This is a genomic window from Kitasatospora sp. NPDC004615 (assembly GCF_042873545.1).
Lineage (GTDB): Bacteria > Actinomycetota > Actinomycetes > Streptomycetales > Streptomycetaceae > Kitasatospora.
In genome coordinates, this window is sequence record NZ_JBIALQ010000021.1 from 1 (window position 1) to 7,203 (window position 7,203).

Below are 7,203 nucleotides of genomic sequence, written 5' to 3' on the forward strand. Positions count from 1 at the left end.
GGAAGCTAAGCCTCACAGCGCCGATGGTACTGCAGGGGGGACCCTGTGGGAGAGTAGGACGCCGCCGAACAATTCTTCTGGAAAGGGCTCCAGCCAATAGGCTGGGGCCCTTTCTGCATTTCCGGGGGATCTCGAAGGCGGGCTGGGCCTGTTGCCGGCGGCGGTGTTGTCGGACCTGGGCCGTAGGCTCACGCGCGGAAGAACTGTCGTGCTGGGAAAGGGCGTTGACATGTTCCTTGGTCTTCGGACGGTGATCTACCCCGCGCCGGATCTGGCTGCCGCGAAGGCGTGGTGGACCTCGGTGCTGGGTGTCGGGCCGTACTTCGACGAGCCGTTCTACGTCGGCTTCAACGTCGGGGGCTACGAGTTGTCGCTCGACCCGAACGGCGACCCGGCGGTCGGTCCGGTGACGTACTGGGGTGTCAGGGACGTCGATGTGGCGCTGAAGTCGGTGGTGGCCGCGGGGGCGACGGTGCGGAGCGCGGTGCAGGAGGTCGGCGGCGGGATCCGGGTGGCGACGGTGGTCGAGCCGACGGGCGCGGTGGTCGGGCTGATCGAGAACCCGCAGTTCGTTCTGTCCGAGACGCTGCCGGGTGAGGGCGACGGCCCGGGGCGCTGAGTGGAAGGGTGACAGGGGTCCTGGCCGTGGTGGCCGGGGCCCGTTCGGTGTGTTGGGGGAGGGTGGCGCGGCGTGGGTTTTCACGGGTACTGGGTGCTGGGGGTGGTTCCTGACGAGGTGGCGGCAGGTGTCAGCCACTGGGCGCGGCGGCCGGAGACGGCGGCCGGGGAGTTGGCGTGGTGGCGGGAGCGGCTCGCCGCGCGGACGGAGTGGTTGCGGAGGCTGCCGGGCGGCGGGGCGTGGCGCGGGGACGATGCCCTGACGCTGGCGGGGGTGTTCGACGGCTGGCGGGGTGACGAGCCGGAGAGCGTGGACCAGGTGCGGTGGGAGCTGCTCGGCCTCCTGGAGGGGTGCGCGGAGGAGGAGCGCTGCGCGATCGGTGCGTCGAAGGCATACCCGTTCGACGCGTTGGCGTTCGCGCTGGGGCCGGAGGCGGTGGAGCGGCTGCCGGGCTGGGGCGGTGAGTTCGTGCTCGACGCGGCCGGGGTGCGGGAGCAACGGCCACTGGTGGAACGGCTGTTGGCGGGGGCTGAGGTCGGGCGGGCGGAGGCGTGGCTGTCGGTGATGGGCAATGAGGACCGCGGCGGGACGGTGGCGGAGCTGTTCGCCGGGCCGGTGCGAGTGTTGCGGGCGGCGGAGAGCGCGGGAGCGGGCGCGGTCGGGGTGGTGTTGGAGTTCTGAGGGGGCCAGGTGGCCGGGTTGCCGACCACCCGGCCTCGACGTCAGGCCCCGACCGTCAGTAGGCGGCGTTGGCGTGGTCGTTGAACCAGCCGGGCAGCTGCGGCCACCACTCGCCGGCGCCTGCGGTGAAGGTCATGCCGTCGCCGGACAGGTTCACCTGCTGGCCGGAGTAGGAGGCCCAGCTCCTGAGCGAGGAGACCTTGTGGTTGACCAGGACGGGGAAGACCGTCCAGGTGCCGATCTGGAACTCCCAGCAGTCGCCCGAGTAGTTGTAGTCGGTGAAGACCTGCCCGTAGCCGGGCTGCCCGTAGTGGGTGCAGTTGCCGGCCGCGTGGGCGCTGGGCGTGGCGGCGGCGCTCAGTGCTGCGGCGGTGGTGAGGGCGAGGATTCCGGCCTTGAGGCGGGGCTTTCGGAACGTCAGGGGCATGTCGGTCGGCTTTCGTGGTGCGGTGTCTGGCGATAGTGATGATGTACCGTCACCGCGGCCGATGGCCAGGGGGGTTTCCAGCCAGTGAGCCGGTGGGAGCCCGGGCCCGAGCCCGGGTCAGTGACTGTCCGTCGGCTCCGCGCAGCCGTTCAGGAGGGCGGCGAAGGCGGTGCCGGCGGGGTCGGTGGGGTCGTCGGGGTCGAAGGGCTCGTCGGTGTAGGCGGGGAAGGTGTGCAGGACGGTGGCCCCGTCGGGTGAGGCGATGGCGTAGTACTCGGCGACGTGGGAGAGGGATTGCCCGGCGTCCAGGAGGTGGGCGCGCAGCAGGAGTTGGCCGCAGGTGGTGCAGGTGATCCAGGGGACCAGGACGGGTTCGGCGGGGTGGTCGCCGCCGGGTTCCCAGGGCCGGTCGGTGAGGGCGACGGGGGCGGGTCGGCCGTCTCCGGGGCAGCGGAGGAGGTCGGGGGTGAGGACCTCGCGTTCGCCCCAGATCTCGGCGAGGACGGAGAGCTGGGCCCGGACGGTTTCGCTGATCGGTATCTGGTGGGTGAGGAGGCCGGAGACGAGGATGCGCAGGCCGGCTTCCTGTTCGCCGATCTGCCAGCAGTCGGCGACGTCCTGGGCGTCCGGCTCGGGGAGGAGGGCGGCGAAGCGGTGCCAGGTGTCGATGTCGTTGTTCACCGGGCCGACGGTAGCGCGCCGTCAGGGGGTGGTGGCGAGGTGGTCGTTGTGGACGAGGAGGCGGGCGAGGTGGGCGGCGCTGGTGGTGACGGGGTGCCAGGTGGGGGCCCGGAGGTGGTCGGTGGGGGTGGGGTCGGGCGGGAGCGTGGCGAGGTGGTGGCGGAGGGCGGTGCCGAGGTCGGCGGTGAGGGCGGCCTCTTCGGAGGTGCGCAGGGTGTGGCCGAGCCAGGGGACGGGGGCGGTGGCGTCGCAGGCGTCGGTGAGGAGGGTGGCCAGGTGCGGGGCGGGGTCGAAGCCGGCGTCCTGGAGGCCGGGGGCGGCCAGGGTGAGGACCGCGGTCACCAGTTGGTGCCGTAGTGCGGGGAGGGTGAGGCCGCGGTCGGTCACCGGGGGAGCGTACCGGTTGGGCGGAGTGGTCAGGCGTGGGCGGCGAGTTGCGGGTCGATGGGGGCATCGGTGAGGCGGTTGGCGAAGGTGGAGAGGGTGTAGGCGCCGATGCCGAGGACGATTTCCAGGGCGTTGCCCGGGGTGAAGCCGTGGGCGAGGAAGGCGGCGAGGTCGGGTTCGGGGACGGCGCCGGTGTGGTCGAGGGCGGAGTGGACGAAGCGTCGGACGGCCTCGAGGCGGGCGTCCGGGAGGGGTTGCTGGGCGCGCAGGGCGGCGATCAGGTCGGGGTCGGCGTCGAGGTGGGTGAGCTTGGCGGTGTGCATGGCGACGCAGAGGTGGCAGCCGTTGCGGGTGGCGATGGTCAGGACGACGGTTTCGCGGACCAGCGGGTCGAGCTCGGTGGCGTCGAAGAGGGCGGTCAACTTGAGGAAGCCGTCGAGGAGTTGGGGTGAGTGGGCGAGGCGGGCGGCGGCGCTGGGGAGGTAGCCGAGGTTGCGGGTGATCCCCTCCAGGGAGCGGCGGGCGGCCGGCGGAGCGGTCTCGGGGGTGAGGTCGGGGAAGTGCTGGGCGGTGGTGGGCATGGTGAGCCCTTTCGGGATCGGGCGGAGGCGTGCCGGGGCGGCCGGGGGCGTGCCGCGGCTGCGCGTCCTAGAATGGACAACGTGGTTGACCAAAACGTAAACCAGGTTGTCGATCAGCGCAACGGCTTCGAGCTTCCCCTGCTGCTGTTCGCCGGATTCCGCACGATCATCGACGAGTTGCACGCCGAACTCGCCCGCCAGGGCCACCCGGAGGCGCGGCCCGCGCACGGCTTCGCGCTGCAGGCGATCGGGCTGGAGGGGGCGACGGCGAGCGAGATCGGGCGTCGGCTGGGGGTGTCCAAGCAGGCCGCCGGGAAGACGGTGGACCGGCTGGAGGCGCTCGGCTACGCGGAGCGGGCGGACGATCCGGGCGACGCGCGGCGCAAGGTGGTGCGGCTGACTCCGCGCGGGCTGGACATGCTGGCCCGGTCGGCGGAGGTGTTCGAGCAGATCCGCGGACGCTGGGCGGCGGCGCTCGGCGAGCAGCAGCTGCGCGAACTCGAGGACGGTCTGGCCCGGTTGGCCGGCCCGTCCGGCTTCCAGCTGGACGCGGCGGGCTGGTTCGGCGGCTGAGTGGCCGCGCCGGGGCGTCGCGGGAGAGTCGAGGCGTTGCGGAGAGCCGGCTGACGGGGCATCGCGGTGGTGCAGTACGGCCCGCGCACGGCTTCGCGCTGCAGGCGATCGGGCTGGAGGGGGCGACGGCGAGCGAGATCGGGCGTCGGCTGGGGGTGTCCAAGCAGGCCGCCGGGAAGACGGTGGACCGGCTGGAGGCGATCGGCTACGCGGAGCGGGCGGACGGCCCGGATGGCGTGCGGCGCAAGCCGGTGCGGCCGGCCCCGCGCGGGCTGGAGATGCCGGCCCGGTGCACGTCGCGGCCCCGGGAACACCTCAAGTATTCCAGCGGGAGGGTGGCCCTGTCGCCGGTCTTCGGAATGATCTTCGGGCCGATCCGCCCGCCCAGAATGGTGCTGTCCGGCGCCGTCGAGGGCGCCCGAGAGCGACGGAGAGTGGAATGACCCCCGAAGTGGCCGCGCTGGCAGCCGAGTTGACCGCGATGGGAGCCGCCGACCGGGCGTCCGCGCCGTTGGCGAACAGCGAGGACCCGGCGGAGCAGCTGGCGTGGCGGCGCTCGACCGCGCGGCACGCGGACCGGCTGGCCGAGCTGCTGGACGAGCACGGCTGGCCCGTCGCTGCGGAGGTCGGCGCGGAGGCGGCGCAGGCCGCGTGGCTGATCGCGCAGCACGCCGACCGGCAACTGGACGTCCAGCGGCGGGCGTTGCGGCTGATGGAGCAGGCGGTGGCCGAAGGTGCGGCGGGGGCGCGGGAGTTGGCGTTCCTGCGGGACCGGGTGCTGGTGAACGAGGGGCGGGAGCAGGTCTACGGCACCCAGATCGCGGGGGTGCGCGACGGCGCGCCGGTGCCGTGGCCGTGCGAGGACCCGGCGCGGATGGACGAGCGGCGGGCCGGGGTCGGCATCCCGCCGTTCGGCGAGTACGTCGCGCAATTCGCCTGAGCGGCGCGCCCGGCGAGTGCGCCACGCGGTGTGCCGACTCCGGTGTGCCCGGCCGGTGCGCGCGTCGCGCATTGCGTCCGCCGCCGGTGTGCCCGGCGAGTGTGTCGCGCATTGCGTCCACCGACGGTGTGTTCGGCCGGTGCGTCGCGCGGTTCGCTTGAGCGGCGCGCGACGCAGAGTGCGCGGCGTGGTGTGCCGACTCCGGTGTGTCCGGCGAGCGCGCTGCGCGGTGCGTCAACGCTGGTGTGCCCGGCCGGTGCGTCGCGCGGTTCGCCTGCGCGGGTGGTTCGGCGAGTGCGCCGAGCCCGCCGCCCGGTCCGGCGTAAGGCCGGGAGGCCGGGCGGTGGGCGGCCGGTGGGTCAGCCGGCGTCGCGGGCGGCGCGGCGTTCGGCCTTGGCGGTGGCCTCCGCCTCGTCCTCGGCCTCGGCCTGCTCCGGGGTGGGGGCGGTGCCGCCGAGGTGGGCGGGGACCCACCAGGAGTCGTCGGGGCCGGTCGGCTTGGCCGGGTACTCGCGCTGGGCGCGGTCGAGCATCTCGGACATGGCGGCGCGCAGGCGGCGGGTGACCATGACCGGCCGGTCGGCCTCGGTGAGGTGGATCGGCTCGCCGATCATGATGGTGACGGGGACGTGGCGCTTCGTCAGGGTCTTCGGGCGGCCCTTGGTCCACAGCTGCTGGGTGCCCCAGAGGACGACGGGCAGCAGCGGGGTGCCGGAGTCGGCGGCCATCCGGGCGGCGCCGGTCTTGAACTTCTTCAGCATGAACGAGCGGCTGATGGTGGCCTCGGGGAAGACGCCGACCACCTCGCCCTCGCGCAGCGCCTTGACCGCCGCCTCGTAGGCCGGCTGGCCGTCGGTGCGGTCGACGGGGATGTGCTTCATGCCGCGCATCAGCGGGCCGGAGATCTTGTGCCGGAACACGTCGTCCTTGGCCATGAAGCGGGTCTTGCGCCGGGCCACCCGGTAGGCGCCGAAGCCGGCGAAGATGAAGTCCAGGTAGCTGATGTGGTTGCTGACCAGGACGGCGCCGCCGGTGGCGGGGATGTGCTCGGCGCCGACGATGTTGATTCGCAGGTCCAGCGCCTTGAACGCGGTGAGCGCGGTGCGGATCACCGGCGGGTACACGAACTCTGCCACGGTCAGTCCTACTTCCCAGGGGCCTGTTGCCCGGTGCGTTGGATCCCGGGGCGTGGCAGGGCCGACGGGTTGCGGCACGCCGCGGCGGCCACGGGTGTTTCCCCCCGATGATCCCCCGAACGGGCACGGTCTGTCACGCCCGCGCACGGCGCGGCCCGGACCTGCGGGTGCGGGCGCGGTGCGGGCGGGGGCGGGACGCCCGGCGGGGAGCCGGAGTTCGGGGTGGTGGCGGCCCGGCGGTGGTCTGTGCCCGGCAGGCAAATCCGGGCGAACCGGGGCAGCCGGGCGACCCCGGACCGGCGTGCGCGCCGGGGTGGGGAGCGGTGCGGACCTCGCGCATCGGTACGTACGGAGAGTGTCCGAAGGCGGGGAATTCGGCGCGGACGGCGTTTGTCACACTTGAGCGGTGATCGGACCGATCGGTGCCGCGGGCGCCGACAGCGGTCGGCGAGGTGCGGGACGGGAGGCGGCGAAGGATGCGCGGCGAGGACGGGGCGGTGCGGTTGACCGGGGCGGAGCTCGGTGCCGCGCTGGGCGAGCGGGCGACGCTGGTGCAGTTCTCCACCTCTTTCTGTCAGCCGTGCCGGGCGACCCGCCGCACGCTCGCCGAGGTGGCGGGGATGGTCGACGGGGTGGCGCACGTGGAGGTGGACGCCGAGTCGCAGCTGGAGCTGGTGCGCCGGCTGGAGATCCTGCGCACCCCGACCGTGCTGGTGCTGGACGCCGCGGGCCGGGTGGTGCGCCGGGCGGCAGGTCAGCCGCGCACGGTGGACGTGATCGCGGCACTCGGCGAGGCCGTCTAGCGTTCAATCTCACAGGCGTTCTGGTGCCGGGTCAGGTGGCAGTCGGGCCTGCCTGCGGCAGGATGGGCCAAGGCGGTGGCACGGGTGCCGGGCCGGACCTGCGGCAGCGTAAGCTACTGGCGAGTAGTGACGGCTGAGCTACTCATGAGTATGCTGCCGGGGAGTTCCGGCGGGGCACCGGCGCGCGCCGCCCGGACCGCGGCCCCGCGCGTGTGCCGAGACCACTCGACACGCACGGACGCAGCCGCAGCCGCCGGATCGGACCAGTAACAGGAGAGCAGGCCGTGAGCTTGAGGATCGTTGTCTGTGTGAAGTACGTGCCCGACGCGACCGGTGATCGTCGCTTCGCGGACGATGCGACCACCGATCGGGAGG

Annotated in this window: 11 protein-coding genes and 1 pseudogene; 7 read left to right on the top strand and 5 right to left on the bottom strand. The window is 73.4% G+C overall.

All coding sequences use genetic code 11. The features are described 5' to 3' along the window. Nucleotides 1-229: 229 nt before the first annotated feature. Together ACFYS8_RS36340 and ACFYS8_RS36345 are read left to right on the top strand one after the other, a co-directional pair. On the top strand, nucleotides 230-619 hold the full coding sequence (locus tag ACFYS8_RS36340; RefSeq protein ID WP_387649926.1) for a VOC family protein: 390 nt from the start codon (nucleotides 230-232) through the stop codon (nucleotides 617-619). A gap of 72 nt (nucleotides 620-691) precedes the next feature. Then, complete coding sequence (locus ACFYS8_RS36345) at nucleotides 692-1,300, top strand: hypothetical protein (protein ID WP_387649929.1); 609 nt, start codon at nucleotides 692-694, stop codon at nucleotides 1,298-1,300. A gap of 55 nt (nucleotides 1,301-1,355) precedes the next feature. On the opposite strand, the gene ACFYS8_RS36350 is transcribed toward ACFYS8_RS36345, so the two are convergent. From ACFYS8_RS36350 to ACFYS8_RS36365, 4 genes are all read right to left on the bottom strand, one after another. After that, nucleotides 1,356-1,727 carry a hypothetical protein gene (locus ACFYS8_RS36350; protein WP_387649931.1) on the bottom strand — a complete coding sequence of 124 codons (372 nt, stop codon included), beginning with the start codon at nucleotides 1,725-1,727 and terminating at the stop codon, nucleotides 1,356-1,358. 117 nt (nucleotides 1,728-1,844) lie between these two features. Beyond that, nucleotides 1,845-2,408 (bottom strand): hypothetical protein, encoded by a 564-nt coding sequence (locus ACFYS8_RS36355; RefSeq protein WP_387649932.1) that lies wholly within the window; start codon nucleotides 2,406-2,408, stop codon nucleotides 1,845-1,847. A 21-nt stretch (nucleotides 2,409-2,429) separates the two neighbouring features. Continuing rightward, nucleotides 2,430-2,795 carry a hypothetical protein gene (locus ACFYS8_RS36360; protein WP_387649934.1) on the bottom strand — a complete coding sequence of 122 codons (366 nt, stop codon included), beginning with the start codon at nucleotides 2,793-2,795 and terminating at the stop codon, nucleotides 2,430-2,432. A 29-nt stretch (nucleotides 2,796-2,824) separates the two neighbouring features. Beyond that, complete coding sequence (locus tag ACFYS8_RS36365; protein ID WP_387649937.1) at nucleotides 2,825-3,376, bottom strand: carboxymuconolactone decarboxylase family protein; 552 nt, start codon at nucleotides 3,374-3,376, stop codon at nucleotides 2,825-2,827. Between the two features lie 72 nt (nucleotides 3,377-3,448). Here ACFYS8_RS36365 and ACFYS8_RS36370 point away from each other — a divergent pair, with 72 nt between their 5' ends. From ACFYS8_RS36370 to ACFYS8_RS36380, 3 genes are all read left to right on the top strand, one after another. Then, a complete protein-coding gene (locus tag ACFYS8_RS36370) occupies nucleotides 3,449-3,949 on the top strand; it encodes a MarR family winged helix-turn-helix transcriptional regulator (protein ID WP_387649939.1) in 501 nt (166 codons plus the stop codon). Between the two features lie 98 nt (nucleotides 3,950-4,047). Next, nucleotides 4,048-4,392 carry a MarR family transcriptional regulator gene (locus ACFYS8_RS36375; RefSeq protein WP_387649949.1) on the top strand — a complete coding sequence of 115 codons (345 nt, stop codon included), beginning with the start codon at nucleotides 4,048-4,050 and terminating at the stop codon, nucleotides 4,390-4,392. Next, nucleotides 4,389-4,889, top strand: a complete 501-nt coding sequence (locus tag ACFYS8_RS36380; RefSeq protein WP_387649942.1) for a DUF6624 domain-containing protein — start codon at nucleotides 4,389-4,391, stop codon at nucleotides 4,887-4,889. Before ACFYS8_RS36375 ends, ACFYS8_RS36380 begins: the two co-directional genes overlap by 4 nt. Nucleotides 4,890-5,248: 359 nt before the next feature. On the opposite strand, the gene ACFYS8_RS36385 is transcribed toward ACFYS8_RS36380, so the two are convergent. After that, nucleotides 5,249-6,025 carry a lysophospholipid acyltransferase family protein gene (locus tag ACFYS8_RS36385; RefSeq protein ID WP_387649945.1) on the bottom strand — a complete coding sequence of 259 codons (777 nt, stop codon included), beginning with the start codon at nucleotides 6,023-6,025 and terminating at the stop codon, nucleotides 5,249-5,251. Nucleotides 6,026-6,501: 476 nt separating this feature from the next. Here ACFYS8_RS36385 and ACFYS8_RS36390 point away from each other — a divergent pair, with 476 nt between their 5' ends. Together ACFYS8_RS36390 and ACFYS8_RS36395 are read left to right on the top strand one after the other, a co-directional pair. Further along, nucleotides 6,502-6,828, top strand: a complete 327-nt coding sequence (locus tag ACFYS8_RS36390; protein ID WP_387649946.1) for a TlpA family protein disulfide reductase — start codon at nucleotides 6,502-6,504, stop codon at nucleotides 6,826-6,828. 284 nt (nucleotides 6,829-7,112) lie between these two features. Continuing rightward, nucleotides 7,113-7,203 (top strand): annotated as a pseudogene (locus tag ACFYS8_RS36395) (electron transfer flavoprotein subunit beta); the annotation flags it as partial.